This is a genomic window from Rhizobium sp. P28RR-XV (genome assembly GCF_012641385.1).
Taxonomy (GTDB): Bacteria; Pseudomonadota; Alphaproteobacteria; order Rhizobiales; family Rhizobiaceae; genus Rhizobium.
The window spans coordinates 220,122-234,304 of the sequence record NZ_JABAIG010000007.1 but is presented as its reverse complement, the minus strand read 5'-3'; the positions used below and the strand labels follow the sequence as shown (position 1 = coordinate 234,304).

Here is a 14,183-nt window from a genome sequence, read left to right as displayed (position 1 = left end):
TCCTTGCCTCAGATTAGAGCGTGGTGCTGAACGGCACTTTGATCGTTCCGTCCAGGATGCCCTTCTTCGCCTTTTCGAGATCGGCCCAGGCTTCCTGTGCCTCGGCTGCCAATTCGCTCGGACCCTGCCTGGCAAAGACCGGAGAAGCGATGAAGTCGATGACGCCTGTGCCGAGGCCGGTCGGCATATGGTCACCCTTCCAGCTCGGGTCGAGTGCTTTCGTCACCTCGTTATAGAGAGACTGGCCGAAATCCAGCGAGACGAGTGCAATGACTGACTTGGGTCCGAGCTTGTATTGGGCTGGCGAGATGCCTGATACCATGCGTCCGGCCTTCTCGTTGGCCGCCGCGATGATGCCACCGTCGGTCGCTGCCGAATCCGTCTGGATATAGTCGATGCCGTCATTATACATCTGTGTGGCGATTTCCTGACCCTTCGCCGGATCCTGGAACGAGCCGGCAAAGGCGGAGGTAACGGCAGCATTCGGGTTGACCGACAACGCGCCGGCCTTCAGCGCATTGAAATCGGCGTTGAGTGGCGGAATGGAGATACCACCGATATAGCCGATCTTGCCGGTCTTCGAGACCTTGGCGGCGAACATACCGGAGAGGTAGCATCCCAGGTAGTAGTCGTATGAAACTGTGACGACATTCGCGATGGTTGGAGTGAAGGGGTCAGCGAAGAGCTGAATCCACTTGGTGTTGGGATAGGAAGGCGCGAGTGCCTTGAAGGGTTCGGCCACCTCGTTGAAGGTCGAAACGATGATCGCCGCACCGGCATCTGCCAGCGTGCGGAATACCGTTTCGTAGGTAGCCGGGTCCTGGGCGTAGACCGCGCGGTATTGGAAGCCTTTTTCACCCGCGAGCTGCTTGAGCTTCTCGATCATCGAATCGACAGGGCCATTATCGCCCGCGGCCTGCGTATGCACCAGGGCGACGAGACCGCCTGCGGCACGCGCCAGGTCGGGGATCAGGCCGTCTGCAAGCCCCAGTGCAGCGGCACCCACACCCATCTGCAAAAAGCTGCGCCGGCCTATTGTCATATTCTTGAAAGTCCCAATGTTGTTGCCAGTCATGGTGATGTTCCCTTATTTTGTTGCCTGACTTGCGTTTCGGGTTCGGCCGGTGGTTCCGACCGTGTAATTACTCTCCGGTTTGTGTTGTTACGGCGGGAGAGGAGGGCGCCGGATACATGATCATCACCTCCTGCTTCTGGATCGCGTCGAGCGCCCAGACTTCGGAGATGAATTTCTGCCAGTCGGGATCTGCGTACATGGCTTTGCGCCGCCGCTCGCGATCTGCAAGGCTGTCGTAGGCCCACATCAGCACCGTCGTATGCAGCGTGCCGATCTCGGAGACGTATAGGCCAACGTAGGTATTGAGATGCCGCTTCTGCACCGGCAGGCCTTCGGCCTCGTACTTCTTCATCCATCTGTCGACCGTACCGGGCCGAAACGTGTACATGCGGTGTTCGAGGATCATCGGTCCGGTCCTATGCTGTCAGGATGAATTCGGCACATTTCTCGCCGATCATGATAGAAGGGGCATTGGTATTGCCACTCGAAATGATCGGCATGATCGAAGCGTCGGCTACGCGCAGGCCGTCTATTCCATGGACCTTGAGCTTCGCGTCGACGACGGCCATCGGATCGGTACCCATCTTCGCGGTACCCACGGGATGGAATGTCGTCATGGCCGTGGCGCGCAGCCATTTCGTCAGCGCGGCATCAGTGTCCGCTTGGGGGCCGGGGGCCAGTTCCCGGCCGCGATATCTGTCGAAGGCCTTCTGGCTAATCACGTCGCGGGTCAGCCTGATGCCATCGATCATGGTGCGAATGTCGAAATCCGCCTGCAGGTAGTTGGCCTGTATTTTCGGCGCGTCCGCAGGATCGGAGGATCGCAAGGTGATCTCGCCACGGCTCAGCGGATTGACCGGGCCGACGCGCAGGGTAAAACCGTGATCGGCCTCGGTGGCGCGCTTCCGGAACGGATTCGGAAAATGCAGATTCGCGGTCTTTTCCAGTGCCGGCATGAAATGCAGCTGAATGTCAGGCGCTACCAGGGCATCATTCGAACGAATAAATGCGCCGGCTTCGTAGGGAAATGTCGTGGTGATGCCCTTGCCAAAAAGCAGGCCCTGGGCGACGGCCGGGATAAGCCTGTCGGCGCGCAGATCGCCGAAAAGAGTGATCGGTTCGCGGCATTCCCAACTCATAACACAGTCGACGTGGTCCTGCAGATTCTTGCCGACACCGGGAAGATCGTGAAGCGGTTTCACGCCGACCTTCATCAATTCACCCGCAGGTCCTATTCCTGACAGCAACAGCGCTTTCGGCGTGTTGACGACTCCGGCTGACAGAATGACCTCGCGATCTGCATGGGCGGTGGCCTCGACGCCGCCGACGATATAGCGGACACCAACGGCACGGCCATTTTCGATCAAAACCCGGCTGGTCTCAGCCTCCGTTAGAACCGTCAGGTTTGGTCGATCGAGCGCAGGGCGCAAGAACGCCCAAGCGGAGGACCACCGCTTGCCCTTCTTGATCGTGAAGTCGTAACGCCCGAAACCTTCCTGGCTCGCGCCATTGAAATCGTCGTTCAGCGGATAGCCCGCCTGGCTGCCGGCTTCACAGAAGACATCGATCAGCTGATTGGAGCCGCGTGCCCGGCAGACCGTCAGCTCGCCGTCATCATTATGAAACGCATCATTGCGCTCGACGTGCACCTCGGATCGGCGGAAGGCCGGCAACACTTCATCATAGGACCAGCCGGGTAAGCCCATTTGCGACCAGCGATCGTAATCATGACGGTTGCCCCGAACATAGATCATGCCGTTGATCGTCGATGTGCCGCCCAACACCTTGCCGCGCGGCCAATAAAGCGAGCGCCCGTTGAGATAGGGCTCCGGCTCCGTATGATAGTGCCAGTTGTAGATACCCGAATGGAACAGCTTCCCCATGAGCATGGGCAGGCGAAACAGCGGGTTGCGATCCCGGCCACCGGCTTCCAGAAGCAGCACATTGTTTGCCGGATCTCTCGAGAGCCGGTTGGCAAGCACGCAACCCGCCGACCCGGCACCGACGATGATGAAATCGTAGTGATTTGCCTGAACCATCGCCGTCACCACGCGATGGGCTGCGCACCCATCATCTCCAGATAGCTGTTGCAAAGGGTGAAAGGGTTTTCCTTGCCAAGCACCTCGTCCGCGAAAGCTGGATGTTCGCGCAGTACGCAGCCGACCTGGCCGGAAAGGCCCTCCGTCAGGCCCGCCTCTCCCAGAATGCTCTGGGCTGCCTTGCCGAAGCCGATGAAAACCAGTGGACTACCACGCGTAATCAGCATTTCGGCGATGCGCAGCATAAGCGGCCTCCAGAAGGGCAGGTGACCACGAGACTGGTGTGGATCGATATCAACCTTGAAACGTGAGAGCGTCAACGACGCATTGAGCAGGAGTACGCCTTCCCGCACCCATCGATCTGCTATCTCAGCTGTGCTCTCGAAGCCGTTTTCCGGATTTTCCAGATACTTTCGCGTGGCCGGCCAGTCGTCGAAGGCGCGGGCATAAGCATCATTGCCGGTGCGCGCAGCAACGATCAGCTGCATGTAGGCCCGGATGCTTTTCGAAAACATCTTGTCGAGTTCATGCCACCCCGCCAGATTGCCCGCCTCGAAGGCACGGCCCGTTGCAAAACCGGGCTCCGGATAAGGGTCCTGGCCGAGGACCACGCAGCGCACTGCTTCGGGGGCGATGTCGTCGAAGGCGCGCAGCGCGTGAGCACCGCTGGGCTGGCCGGGAAAGTGCTTGCCGCGGCGCACCGGGAAGATGGGTTCCCAGGCTTCGAATTCCAGTCCGGCGTCAATGCCCGATAGATCATCTCCAATGGGTCCGATCGCCGCGCGCCAGGCAACCGGAAGGTCGGCTTCCCAACCGCCCAATGATTCCGCCATCGCATCTCTCAATCGCATCGGCATCAGCGGTTGTCCCCTTTATCGTTGACGAGAAGACTAGGCAAAAGCTGACCAAAGTGTCAACTTACGAAACACAGAAAATGACGTTTCAGTCAAAAAAAGCTGACGATATGGTCAGGATTTTCACAAGGACGGAAGCTTGCATTTCCAGCGCAAAGGCGACACATGGAGCAAATCCGTTGGTGCTGCCTTGGAAAGATCGGGAAGCGACGGGAGGCGAGGAGCAGGCATGGCAAGAACGGCGAGAGACCAGGAAGAGCGAATTCGCGAACGCAACAGACGGCTGATCTTGAAGGCTGGAATAGACGTCTTCTCACGCAAGGGCTTCGATGGGACGCGCATTGCGGAAATCGCGGAAAAGTCCGGCCTACCCAAGGCGAACGTCTATTACTACTTTTCCTCCAAGGAGGAGATTTATACCGCCATCGTCGCCCATCTGATCGAAAGCTGGGACGATGCACTCAAGCCGATAACTGCCGAAAGCGAACCTGCTGACGCGTTCAGAAACTACGTGCGGGCGAAGTTGGAATATACGCGCAGGAATGCCGCAGAATCCCGCCTGTTCGCCAGTGAGATTATCCATGGCGCGCGTTTTCTGAAGAAAAAGGATCGCGAACATATGCGCCAGGTCACGGATCGGCATGTCGAGGTCGTGGACGGATGGATAGCCGCTGGGAAGATGATGCCGACCGACGCTCGGCATCTGTTTATCATGCTATGGGCCGCAACGCAGTTCTATAGCGACTTCGAGCCGCTGGCATGTGACGCTTTGCGCAAAAGTCGCCTCAAGGCGGAGGATTACGACAAGGCAGCAGAAACCGTTATTGAAACCCTTCTCTGCGGCATATTGCCAAAGGCATGATTGGCAAAGCGAGAACTTTGCGAAGGACTGAGCAACGCTCAGACGATCTATTGTTCGTCTTGATAAATCCGATCGTGTCATGAGTTTCTCAAGCTGCGATGCTGAACCACCCACGCTTGGGAGAAAAGAAGGACTTCAGTGTCTTTCTATATTTGACTCGTAATCTGCCAACGCCCCCTGAACTGCAGCGTTCTTGGCATAGCGCTTCAGGAGACGCGCCAACGCGGCGTCGGTGCCGGTGCAAAGCCGGCGTACCTCCTTGTCGATCTGAGCCTGACGGCCCGCATCAGGCGAGGCTTCGCCACGGAAATGGTCGCAGTCGTTCCGCCGGGTGATAAAGGCTTTGACCTCCGCCGGAAGGGCTGGACCGTTTGACGGGATGCTTTGAGCCCGGGAAAAGGCCGGCAAGATTGTGAGCGACAAGGCTGCGAGCAACAAAGGCCGGATGAGAGCTTGCGACATTATTCGATCTGCTCCTCAAGCTGTTTCGCGACCCCCTCGTGCAGGCGGGCGGAAGTCTGATTTCCCTGTTTGGCATATCGGCATCAACCTCGCGCGCTGCTCTGACAGCCGCTTCGAATGCATCCATCCTGACTTGAAACACAAGCTCCGCATCGTCACCGATGTCGCCATCCTTGAAGCGGCCGACGCGGTAACCCTCGTTGTCGATAACGCCGACCGCCGGAACGCCGACGCGCATCTCGCCATAAAAGGCGCGACCGGCGTGGTCGCCGTCGCGCCGCCTGAGCATTCCGAAGCCACTTGCCTTATTGACCGCGCATTCGCCGACCCAATAGGTTCGGCCGACGGTGAGCGATACCGGCGAGACCGATGCGCACGGATAATTCGGGTCCTTTAACCATTTCTGCCCGTTCGTCTGCCGCCGCGCCTGAAATGCGGTGACGCAAAGAAATGTTGTGGTCGCCAGAACAACGGCGCGCCATATGATCTGCATATCAAACCTCGGAAATGAAAGCTGTTTTCGCAAATTCCCAACCTATCTCCGATCAGGCGTCTCGGTGCCCGTCGCCGATCCGCGCCAATGCCGCTTAGCCGCGACGTGTAACAGAGCGCTATCGATCCTAATCGTTGCCAGATAAGTTGTAGTGCGCGCCTCGTTTTTTACAATCCGCCAGACGCGCGACAACCGATTTCCGAGAAACGAGGTAAGTACTGCTGCCCACCTCCTTCTGGCTCCGATGGAGTGGTTGGGCGCCCATACAGATCTTCCTTCCAAAGCGGATTGGGAATCTGAGCTGCGGTTCAGATGTTGAAACAGATGCGCGAGATGCCCCGCTCCGCGCCGGCGTCCGTACTGTAACTGTCAGGCGTGGTTATGGCTCAATAAGTCTGCTGCTGTGCCCAGGCAGGTGTCGGGCACTGAGCACGTTGAGTGCCCGAGCCATACCATAAACGGCGGAGTGACCGGAGCCCTTTAACTTTACGATGCCATGCCAGACTGGGCGCCGCGCTTAATCGTATTCGTTAAATGTTGGACGATGGCGGACACCAAAAAAGCGACGCCACCACAGCCGAGGCGGTTTCGATCGAGGGGATTACTGGAAGGGGCATCGTTATCATTATCTTTCGTGGTGTGTTATAGGCGATCGCAACCCGCAACAAATAGAACTTTGGATTTGGGCGCATAGTCTTCAGCATTTTAGGCGCCGAAGACTTGAATGGGCGAATTGCCAAAGGATCGTCGGCCTACCGGCGCGACAGCTGTTCTAAAATCGGGAATATCGCAGAGGGCTCGGGGCGCCGCGTATAGTCTGCGTTGACCTCAGCGTAGGCGATCGTACCATCTTGGGCGATCACGTATCGAGAGGGCATCGGCAGGGTCCAACTGTCCTCTCCGTTGAACTGCGTCAGGTCCGCACCGAGCGCCTTCTGGACCTCACGCAGGTAGGCCGGCAAAGTCCAGCGCACGCGGAACTGAGCGGCGATTTCCCCGCCATGGTCACCGAGGATCGGAAACCCCAGTCCGTTCTGCCGCTGTGATTTGCGGCTGTTGGGCGCCGTTTGCTGCGAGATCGCAACCAAGGTCGCGCCGCGCGCTTCGATTTCCGAACGGGCTTCTTCAAGCGCGCTCAGGTCGAAGTTGCAAAATGGACACCAGGCGCCGCGATAGAACGTGACCACAAGTGGTCCGTATTCGAGGAGCACCCGGGAAGAGACGAGTTTGCCATCAGGATCAGGAAGGATGAACTCTGGCGCAACGTCCCCAACTTTCAGTGCGCGGCTCTGCGCGCCGGACGAGATCAGTTCTTCGGTGGCACGGTGCAGTACCTCGACGGCCGCCGGCGGCGCGATGTTGTTATCAAACTCGAATTTTAACGCATCGAGCTTGCCTTGCAGCGGCAGGCCGGATTTCGCGATCGTGGCGAGGGTTTCCTGAAGGGTCATCAAAATTCTCCTGGTCCATCCAGCAATATCGCTGGCGTAATGCCTAAATGAACTATTCCTCATCCTTGCGGAAGGATGGCTGAGGCGATAGGATATATTCCTAATTAGAATATATGGTGTAATATGGATCGGTTGCATGCAATGGAGGTATTTGTCCGGGTCGTTGAGACAGGCTCCTTCTCGGCGGCTGCGCAGGATTTGCGGATTGGGCAGCCGGCTGTGTCGAAATTGGTTGCGGCATTGGAGGATCATCTCCAGGTTCGACTTCTCGTCCGCTCGACCCGCCAACTTCACCCAACGGAAGCTGGGCAGGCCTTCTATGAGCGCGCGCGCCGAACACTCGCGGAAGCCGATGAGGCTGAGACTGCTGCTCGTGGATTGAGCAAAGGGCTCGATGGGCGATTGCGCGTTTGCGCGTCCGTCACCTTCGCCAGATTACACATTGTCCCGAGGATCGGCGCATTCTTGGACGCGCATCCCAATCTTCGCGTCGATTTCGTCATGGATGACCGCTACATTGACTTAATGGGCGAGAATATTGACGTGGCCCTGCGTGCTGGCGAATTACCCGATTCCAGCCTTACCGCACGTAAACTTGCAAGCTGCGAACGCTTGGTCGTGGCAAGCCCGGCCTATCTCTCGCGAATGGGTATACCATCCGCTCCGGATGATCTCCTCGACCACACTGCAATTGTCTACACACAGGGCTTGGTGGCGGAGGAATGGCGTTTTCGTCGCGCAACTGAAGATACGTCCGTGCGCATTCCCACCCGGCTCTCATTCAGTGCAGCCGAGGGCGTTCGCGAGGCGGTAATCGCCGGTCTTGGCGTCGCGATCAGCGCACGCTGGATGATGGAACCAGAGCTTGCGAGCGGGAGCGTTGTTCCGGTGCTTGCTGACTGGAAGCTTCCGGGCGCTGACTTGTGGGCTCTCTATCCGAGTGGGAGACTGCCGACGGCGAAAGCACGCGCCTTCGTCAACTGGTTTGAGGAAAACTTCTCTGCGGTCTAACATCACCGCCGGTCCAGCAAGCTAGAACTTCTCCGACCATGGACGAACATCGATCTCGTGGGACCAGGCGCTGCGCGGCTGTCGATGTAGTTGCAGATAAAGCTCAGCGATCGCATCCGGTGCCAGGAGAGAATCCTCCCCGCGCTCCTCGACCAGATGCCGATAGCGTTCGGACTCGATTTGTCCATCAATAATAACGAATCCGACATGTATGCCTTGGGGTCCCAGCTCCCGAGCCATGCTCTGGGCGAGGGCGCGCAAGCCGAATTTCGGGACGGCCAGGTTGGCAAAGCCAGCGCTGCCTCGCAGCGCGGCGGTCGCACCGCTGAAGATGATTGTCCCGTGTCCCCGCTTGATCATACGACGTGCGGCCGCTTGCGCGACGAGCAAGCCCCCAAGGCAGCCGATGCGCCAGCATCGCTCAAAGTCGGCAGGATTGATGTCGAGGACGTTGGCCTTTTGAAAGGCGCCGGCGTTGAATACGACGAGATCTGGTTCTCCGAGGTCGCGACCGACATCATTGAAGACCCGGAGGACATCATCGCTCTTTGAAACGTCGGCAGCATAAGCGCGAATATCGTGAGCCCCTTCGGACTGAATTAGTGAATTCAGCTTCTCTTCGTTCCGAGCGACTACTGCGACCTGCATAGTCTCTATCGCGAAACGCTTTGCAAGCGCCCACCCAAGGCCGGGGCCAACGCCGAAGATGATCGCAGTTGCGCGCTCTGCCATCTGTGCCTCCTAAATTACTTGGTCCCCAAGCTGCGGACGATGCGGCGAATGTTGTTTCCTGACGCCGATAGCTGAAGCCTTACTTCTTCCATGATCCAGACTTGATTAAAACCCAGAAGACCATCGCATGAGAGATAATCACCACGGTGTAGAACGTGTAGATATACCAGAAGGTGGCCAGGTTGAAGCTTGGAACGTTCAGCTGCAAGACACCGCGTACACCATTTAGTAGATCGACAAATCCCTATATATTGGTCCCCCGTACGAGCAAAACGGCGCCGCGAATTGCTCCGCAGAGCGACCAGGGAGGCGAGAGCCAGCGCCGCTTCCAACAGATCACCGCAAGCCGCACTGGAAAGGAGCTCGTTGGGCAGTTTCGGATCGACCATGCCATAGCCAACAAGGTCATTCCCACTTAGCGGGGCATTGCACCCAGAGCAGCGGAATTAGAGCAAAATTGCGACGTAGATTGGCCAGTGTTGGCCATACGTGCCATGCCGCGAGGACGGCAAAGACGACGCAATTCACCAGAAGCTGCAACCAGAATATTGCAACGCTACCCATTTTGATTGACCTTGATCTGCGTTCAAGGCAGCTGCCAGCAGCGCGGCCATCACATCGCCAGTTCAGTTTCCTTGATGTTCGCGATTGGACCGAGGATCGTGGGATCGAACTCCTCCAGGGCGATGTTGTTGGACCAGCGTTTAGGCAGGTCGGGATTTGCCAGCGCTCCCCGCGCTATCGTGATGACATCGGCGCCGTCGTTAAGCGCAGCCACGGCCTGCTCAACATTGTGCAGACTGCCATTGGCAAAGATCGCTGCTTTGGGTGCGTATCGCTTGGCGAGGCGCATCAATGATGGGCCACCCTCGGCGAACGCAGGCTTGTAGGCCTCGAACTCGGTAACATGGATGAAGTCGGCGCCAGCATCGGCGAGGCTGCCGAAGACGATTTCGGCGTCGCTCTCCGCACCCGCCCACTTATGATGATAATCGTTAACCTTGCCTTGCGAGATCCGGACGCCGACAGGGACATTGGCGCCGACCTCCGCACGAACCGCCTTGAACGTTTCTAGAATCAATCGCATGCGGTTCTCAGTGGCACCGCCCCAGCGATCCATTCTCGTGTTGGCGTAGTCGGTCAAAAACTGGTCGAGCAGGTAGCCGTTGGCGCCGTGGATTTCGATGGCGTCAAACCCGGCGACTTCGATCGCCCGTGCGGCTGAGCCGGCAAAACCAGCGATGGCATCGGCGATCTGCTCCTCCGTCATCGTGCTGGGCAAAACGTAGCGGTCCCTGCCGTGATAAAACGTCATCTGCTCGCCCTTGGGTTGGATTGGAGACGGCCCGACCGTGGTGTCTCGAAAGCGATTGCCCTGGCTGATTGCGCCGGCGTGCATTAACTGGGCGATAGCGAGCGCTCCATGTGCCTTGATGCCGTTGACGACCGGCTTCCAGGCGCTGGCTTGGGCCTCGTCAGTCATGCCCGGCTGATGGATGTAACCCTGCGAGAAAGCCTGGTCGGTGTAGATGCCTTCCGTGGTCACCGCGCCGAAACCGCCCCGCGCGAAGCGCTCGTAGTAGCGGGTCATCGTCTCGGTTGCCCGGCCGTCCTCGGTCGCGGTGATACGTGTCATCGGCGCGACCGAGAGGCGGTTCTTCACAGGATGGCCGTTTATAACGATCGGCGCGAAAAGCGTGCTAGTATCAATGTTTATCATCCAAACCTCCAGAGCATAAAATCGGCCGTACTCAGCATGAATGTCAGAGATAATCGGCTGCTGGCTCTAGAAATAGCTTTTGAATGCCGAGGGGAGAAGATGGGATTGACGCTAAGCAGTATATCGCCTAGCGTTAAAATATGGACCTAGCGGACGTAACTCTCTTTCGTGTCATCGCGTCCGTCGGCAGCCTGTCGGCCGCGGCTCGTCAGTTGGGTCTTACACCAATGCTAGTCAGCCGCAGGTTAGCAGGCCTTGAAGCCGAGTTGGGCGCGCGCTTGTTCCACCGAACAACGCGATCCCTTTCGCTAACGCCTGAGGGCGAGGCCTTTTTGCCCCATGCCATTGCACTCATCGAAGCTCGCGATTCAGCATTTGAGTCGGTGTCCTCCGGCCGCTCAGGCCTCTCAGGCGTGTTGAAAATTACGGCTCCAAACGTTATCGGCCACTCCATCGTTGTTCCCGTCGTGGCCGATTTGATCGCCGGCAATCCCGGGCTACACGTCGACCTGACTCTCAGCGACGGTGTTATCGACATTGCGACGACGGGTCTGGACGTTGCCGTTCGCGTCGCGCTAATGAAGCCTTCCGACATGGTTGCGACGAAAGTGGCCGACAATCCCTATACCCTTTGCGCGTCAGCCGATTACATCAACCGCCATGGAAGACCATCGACGACAGGCGACCTGGTGGCGCACCCGTGCATCAAACTACACGCGATGGACACTTGGCCGTTTATGCTTGGTAGCGAACTTCATCGCGTTCGTGTAAGCGGTCCGTTTTCAGCTAGTTCGGTCGATGCAGTTCGGGCAGCGTGCGTCGCGGGTGTCGGTATTGCCATGATGACCTACTGGGACGTCCACAAACTGATCGAACGCGGAGAATTGCAGAGCATCGTCCTTTCTGACGTCGAACCGGTCGGAATTGGTATCTGGGCGGTTTTCCCTACTCGTACCCGCGTGCCCGCCCGGGTGCGAGTTTTCATTGATGCGCTGCGGGAGCGGTTGCTCACGGATATTCAACCAAGGCGTCTGACGGCCGCAATTCCTTGATTGCGCATCAATTAAGGCCTGTCGTGGCGATGTCACCTCAACTTAAATTCGGATAGACGGGAGACGGCTCTGGGGATTGGTCTCAGGGCATGGCGTCGGCCGTAGCGGCCCCACTGTGCGATCGCCTGGATGCGGTGAACGCGGTTTTGCAATGCGGAGGGTTTGAGCGCGGTGGGACAAAGAGGTTACGGACAGCGGAAAAGACAGAGACGAAACCGCTGAAGGCCTTCTGGTGATAGGAGGCCTTGCATTATCCGCTCCCGTTTTCGCAGCGGCACATGTGAATTCTCAGCCCGGTGTTCAGACCCTCGCGGGATCGGTGTTCAACGTGCGGGATGGCCTGGCGCGGGCTGCTCCATAGGAGCGCAATAGAGAGATCGAGATCGTCCCATCATTCGGCATCGTCGTCGATGCGAGCGAGGCTGTACTCGCGACCATTGCTGCGGGCGCGGGTATCGGAATGGCGACGAGCTTTATGGCCGCTGTATGGGTGAGGTGTGGAGCGTTGGTCTCGATGCTCGCGGACTGTGCCGTAGATCGACACAACATCACGGCGCTGTGGCCCGAAGCCGCCGATCCAGCCCGGCCGTTTGCGCCTTTCTCGACACCTTGACCGAATTACCCTGACGGTCACGGGCGAAACCGCTTGTGCGAAGCTCTTATACGTCCGCCCTCATGGGACCCTACCTCATGTGGCATCGCTACTTCCGTATGAAGTCAGAGTGTCTCAATAAGATGAAAACAGCGCCGTCCCTGCTGACCCCTCTCGCTAATTTGATCTTCAAGCAAATTGTCTTGGATCAAACGAGCGCCTACGCATCTCACTGCATTCAGTGGAGACCGTCTCGATGGCCAGAAGTCTTTTGTTATGCCTTTTGATATTGATGGTGTTGCCGCTCCATCTTTTCGCCGCAGTTGCTTGTGGCGGGCCGACCCCGTGTCGGGTTCTAGATGGGAACTATCGGATCGAGCTGCCGAAAGACGGCGACATTCGCGGTGCTTATGTCTTTTTCCATGGATACAAAAGCTCAGCTGAATTGCAGATGCAACAACGCCCACTCGTCGATACGACGCTGTCGCATCACCTTGCATATATTGCCGTGGATGGCATCGATGGCAGTTGGGCGTTTCCCCACAGCGCCCGCCCAGGACGAGATGAAAAGACATTCATCGCCAGCGTCTTCGACGATCTGCGACAACGCTACGGGTTCACGCCTGATAAAACGATTGTCGGAGGCTTTTCCATAGGCGCTTCGATGGCGTGGTACACGGCATGCCAACAGGGTGATAAAGCTGCCGCGATGGTGACCTTCTCTGGCGTTTTCTGGGATCCCCTTCCAAGGGCTGACGATTGCATCGCGGACATTCCACCAATCATCCATTTTCATGGAACGGCGGATCAGACCTTTCCGCTTGCCGGGCGCTCCATTGGCGCAAACTTTCACCAGGGCAACGCCTATGACAGCATGGCTATCCTGCGTGCGCGCGCAAAATGTGACGTGAAGGATGCAAAGGCGATCACGCTAGACGGAATCAAGTGCGACGATGTGCCTGGCTGCATCCGGGGCGACAGCATCATGTGTATCCATGCCGGCGGCCACGAGGCACCTGCCGACATGCTCGATGCCGGTCTGACGGCGATCGGCTTTCCGCGATGACCCTCTTTCCGAAAATTAGCTGATGATCCTTGTAACAACCGGGCGGCATCTTGCGAACTAATGATCAGCAAGGTGTTCGGCCTTGGCAAGATCTGACCGAGAGGTTCGGCCTAGAGGTTACAAAGGAACTTGATCATGATGCATTCTATCGTTTGTCCCAGCATGGGCCACGCCATCGTACATCATTTCGGGGAAGGCGCCGCCGCATGGGGGCAAGTGATCACACCGAGCATCGCTCACCTGGTTCAATCCCAACGCGAGATTCCTATCTATTTTTCCCGCGTCCGCCCTGGAATTGTTTTCGAGGTCGAGACGGGCATCGCCATGCTGCCCCACGTCATGGATGCATCGACACTGCGGCTTCATATTGGAACGACGGCTTTTCGCCATGCCACCGGCCGACCGGATGCCACCGTCGAGACCTTTATTCGCCTCAATGTTGACGGCGACTGCACCCTCAAGTTCTGGGGGCGCGCATCAGCGGAGGGATCGACTGGACAGGAACCTTCCGGCAAACCCGAAATGGCCTCCACCATTCCTGTCGTCTTCAGCGTGACATTTTGGGAGATTTCGCGGGCAGGCGATGCCCGTTTCGATCAGCTGCAGCGTGAGTCTACCGCGAAGGATCAGGAAATTCAGCAGCTTCGAGCTCAGGTCGTGCTTGCGATGTGCTCGCAGTGAGCTTCTGCACAGGGACGCACAAAATCGTGAAGGCTGTGACCTGTAACGTCTTTCCGGCCATCTGCGTATCGGGGCTGTTCGTCAACTTAAGAG

The 14,183-nt window shown here is 57.8% G+C and carries 13 protein-coding genes and 3 pseudogenes; 7 read left to right on the top strand and 9 right to left on the bottom strand.

Annotated elements, in window-relative coordinates; all coding sequences use genetic code 11:
* Positions 1-13: 13 nt before the first annotated feature.
* The 4 genes from HGP12_RS16830 to HGP12_RS16815 all read right to left on the bottom strand — a co-directional run bounded on the left by HGP12_RS16830 (position 14) and on the right by HGP12_RS16815 (position 3,947).
* Positions 14-1,036, bottom strand: coding sequence for a BMP family ABC transporter substrate-binding protein (locus HGP12_RS16830; RefSeq protein ID WP_168879482.1), 1,023 nt, complete (start codon positions 1,034-1,036; stop codon positions 14-16).
* A gap of 106 nt (positions 1,037-1,142) precedes the next feature.
* Complete coding sequence (locus HGP12_RS16825; RefSeq protein WP_168841582.1) at positions 1,143-1,481, bottom strand: NIPSNAP family protein; 339 nt, start codon at positions 1,479-1,481, stop codon at positions 1,143-1,145.
* Positions 1,482-1,491: 10 nt separating this feature from the next.
* A complete protein-coding gene (locus tag HGP12_RS16820; protein ID WP_168879347.1) occupies positions 1,492-3,114 on the bottom strand; it encodes a GMC family oxidoreductase in 1,623 nt (540 codons plus the stop codon).
* A gap of 5 nt (positions 3,115-3,119) precedes the next feature.
* Positions 3,120-3,947 carry a uracil-DNA glycosylase gene (locus HGP12_RS16815; protein WP_168879346.1) on the bottom strand — a complete coding sequence of 276 codons (828 nt, stop codon included), beginning with the start codon at positions 3,945-3,947 and terminating at the stop codon, positions 3,120-3,122.
* Between the two features lie 250 nt (positions 3,948-4,197).
* Between HGP12_RS16815 and HGP12_RS16810 the strand changes: the two genes are divergently transcribed.
* The gene (locus HGP12_RS16810) at positions 4,198-4,830 is read left to right on the top strand and encodes a TetR family transcriptional regulator C-terminal domain-containing protein (RefSeq protein WP_168879345.1); all 633 of its coding nucleotides are present in this window, start codon (positions 4,198-4,200) and stop codon (positions 4,828-4,830) included.
* Positions 4,831-5,116: 286 nt separating this feature from the next.
* On the opposite strand, the gene HGP12_RS16805 is transcribed toward HGP12_RS16810, so the two are convergent.
* Entirely contained in the window at positions 5,117-5,785 is a 669-nt protein-coding gene (locus HGP12_RS16805) for a hypothetical protein (protein WP_246703437.1), read from the bottom strand.
* A 752-nt stretch (positions 5,786-6,537) separates the two neighbouring features.
* Positions 6,538-7,236 carry a peroxiredoxin-like family protein gene (locus HGP12_RS16800; protein WP_168879344.1) on the bottom strand — a complete coding sequence of 233 codons (699 nt, stop codon included), beginning with the start codon at positions 7,234-7,236 and terminating at the stop codon, positions 6,538-6,540.
* 123 nt (positions 7,237-7,359) lie between these two features.
* Here HGP12_RS16800 and HGP12_RS16795 point away from each other — a divergent pair, with 123 nt between their 5' ends.
* Positions 7,360-8,247 (top strand): LysR family transcriptional regulator, encoded by an 888-nt coding sequence (locus HGP12_RS16795; RefSeq protein WP_205926494.1) that lies wholly within the window; start codon positions 7,360-7,362, stop codon positions 8,245-8,247.
* A 21-nt stretch (positions 8,248-8,268) separates the two neighbouring features.
* Here the strand turns inward: HGP12_RS16795 and HGP12_RS16790 are convergent, their stop codons facing one another.
* Together HGP12_RS16790 and HGP12_RS16785 are read right to left on the bottom strand one after the other, a co-directional pair.
* Entirely contained in the window at positions 8,269-8,979 is a 711-nt protein-coding gene (locus HGP12_RS16790) for an SDR family NAD(P)-dependent oxidoreductase (protein ID WP_168879343.1), read from the bottom strand.
* 613 nt (positions 8,980-9,592) lie between these two features.
* The gene (locus HGP12_RS16785) at positions 9,593-10,699 is read right to left on the bottom strand and encodes an NADH:flavin oxidoreductase (RefSeq protein WP_205926493.1); all 1,107 of its coding nucleotides are present in this window, start codon (positions 10,697-10,699) and stop codon (positions 9,593-9,595) included.
* 140 nt (positions 10,700-10,839) lie between these two features.
* Here HGP12_RS16785 and HGP12_RS34125 point away from each other — a divergent pair.
* Positions 10,840-11,013: pseudogene (locus tag HGP12_RS34125) on the top strand (LysR family transcriptional regulator); the annotation flags it as partial.
* 18 nt (positions 11,014-11,031) lie between these two features.
* A complete protein-coding gene (locus HGP12_RS16780; RefSeq protein ID WP_246703458.1) occupies positions 11,032-11,751 on the top strand; it encodes a substrate binding domain-containing protein in 720 nt (239 codons plus the stop codon).
* Positions 11,752-11,783: 32 nt separating this feature from the next.
* On the opposite strand, the pseudogene HGP12_RS34120 reads toward HGP12_RS16780, so the two are convergent.
* Positions 11,784-12,120, bottom strand: a pseudogene (locus HGP12_RS34120) (DDE-type integrase/transposase/recombinase); the annotation flags it as partial.
* Position 12,121: 1 nt separating this feature from the next.
* Here HGP12_RS34120 and HGP12_RS16775 point away from each other — a divergent pair.
* From HGP12_RS16775 to HGP12_RS16765, 3 genes and pseudogenes are all read left to right on the top strand, one after another.
* Positions 12,122-12,378, top strand: a pseudogene (locus HGP12_RS16775) (LysR substrate-binding domain-containing protein); the annotation flags it as partial.
* Between the two features lie 221 nt (positions 12,379-12,599).
* Positions 12,600-13,409 carry an alpha/beta hydrolase family esterase gene (locus tag HGP12_RS16770; protein ID WP_168879341.1) on the top strand — a complete coding sequence of 270 codons (810 nt, stop codon included), beginning with the start codon at positions 12,600-12,602 and terminating at the stop codon, positions 13,407-13,409.
* A gap of 135 nt (positions 13,410-13,544) precedes the next feature.
* Positions 13,545-14,090 (top strand): hypothetical protein, encoded by a 546-nt coding sequence (locus HGP12_RS16765; protein ID WP_168879340.1) that lies wholly within the window; start codon positions 13,545-13,547, stop codon positions 14,088-14,090.
* Positions 14,091-14,183: the final 93 nt, after the last annotated feature.

What these genes read in the sequence shown, in the direction of transcription:
- HGP12_RS16825 (WP_168841582.1), bottom strand. Translation starts at nt 1,481, where the DNA reads ATGATCCTCGAACACCGCATGTACACGTTTCGGCCCGGTACGGTCGAC.
- HGP12_RS16820 (WP_168879347.1), bottom strand. Translation starts at nt 3,114, where the DNA reads ATGGTTCAGGCAAATCACTACGATTTCATCATCGTCGGTGCCGGGTCG.
- HGP12_RS16815 (WP_168879346.1), bottom strand. Translation starts at nt 3,947, where the DNA reads ATGGCGGAATCATTGGGCGGTTGGGAAGCCGACCTTCCGGTTGCCTGG.
- HGP12_RS16810 (WP_168879345.1), top strand. Translation starts at nt 4,198, where the DNA reads ATGGCAAGAACGGCGAGAGACCAGGAAGAGCGAATTCGCGAACGCAAC.
- HGP12_RS16805 (WP_246703437.1), bottom strand. Translation starts at nt 5,785, where the DNA reads ATGCAGATCATATGGCGCGCCGTTGTTCTGGCGACCACAACATTTCTT.
- HGP12_RS16800 (WP_168879344.1), bottom strand. Translation starts at nt 7,236, where the DNA reads ATGACCCTTCAGGAAACCCTCGCCACGATCGCGAAATCCGGCCTGCCG.
- HGP12_RS16795 (WP_205926494.1), top strand. Translation starts at nt 7,360, where the DNA reads ATGGATCGGTTGCATGCAATGGAGGTATTTGTCCGGGTCGTTGAGACA.
- HGP12_RS16790 (WP_168879343.1), bottom strand. Translation starts at nt 8,979, where the DNA reads ATGGCAGAGCGCGCAACTGCGATCATCTTCGGCGTTGGCCCCGGCCTT.
- HGP12_RS16785 (WP_205926493.1), bottom strand. Translation starts at nt 10,699, where the DNA reads ATGATAAACATTGATACTAGCACGCTTTTCGCGCCGATCGTTATAAAC.
- HGP12_RS16770 (WP_168879341.1), top strand. Translation starts at nt 12,600, where the DNA reads ATGGCCAGAAGTCTTTTGTTATGCCTTTTGATATTGATGGTGTTGCCG.
- HGP12_RS16765 (WP_168879340.1), top strand. Translation starts at nt 13,545, where the DNA reads ATGATGCATTCTATCGTTTGTCCCAGCATGGGCCACGCCATCGTACAT.